Origin of the sequence: Kytococcus sp. HMSC28H12 (genome assembly GCF_001816045.1) — a bacterium.
Classification (GTDB): Bacteria; Actinomycetota; Actinomycetes; order Actinomycetales; family Dermatophilaceae; genus Kytococcus; species Kytococcus schroeteri.
This window is the reverse complement of sequence record NZ_KV824496.1, coordinates 1-588: the sequence shown is the minus strand read 5'-3', so window position 1 is coordinate 588 and position 588 is coordinate 1. Positions and strand designations below refer to the sequence as shown.

The window sequence follows — 588 nt, the reverse complement described above, 5'->3', positions numbered from 1 at the left end:
GCACCGGTGCCGATCTCGACAGTCGAGTTCCGCACCGGTGCGGAACTGGTGCCGAGCGCGCCCCGTGGACCACGCCCGAGGGCATCGACGTGCCCCCGGTGTACGACGCCTCCGACCTGGCCGGCCTGGACTTCCTCGACACGGTGCCCGGTGCCCCGCCCTACCTGCGCGGCCCGTACCCCACCATGTACGTCAACCAGCCGTGGACGGTGCGCCAGTACGCCGGCTTCTCCACCGCGCAGGAGTCCAACGCGTTCTACCGCCGCAACCTGGCCGCCGGGCAGAAGGGCCTCTCGGTGGCCTTCGACCTGGCCACCCACCGCGGCTACGACTCCGACCACCCCCGCGTGGCCGGTGACGTGGGCATGGCCGGCGTGGCCATCGACTCCATCCTGGACATGCGCCAGCTGTTCGACGGCATCCCGCTGGACCGCATGAGCGTGTCCATGACCATGAACGGCGCGGTGCTGCCCATCCTGGCGCTCTACGTCGTCGCGGCCGAGGAGCAGGGGGTGAGCCAGGACCAGCTCTCGGGGACCATCCAGAACGACATCCTCAAGGAGTTCATGGTCCGCAACACCTACATCT

1 protein-coding gene is annotated in these 588 nt (G+C 69.4%); it reads left to right on the top strand.

Annotated elements, in window-relative coordinates; translation table 11 throughout:
* Positions 1-588 (top strand): methylmalonyl-CoA mutase family protein (locus tag HMPREF3099_RS07065; protein ID WP_237769789.1); only part of this gene is annotated, 588 nt, incomplete at both ends.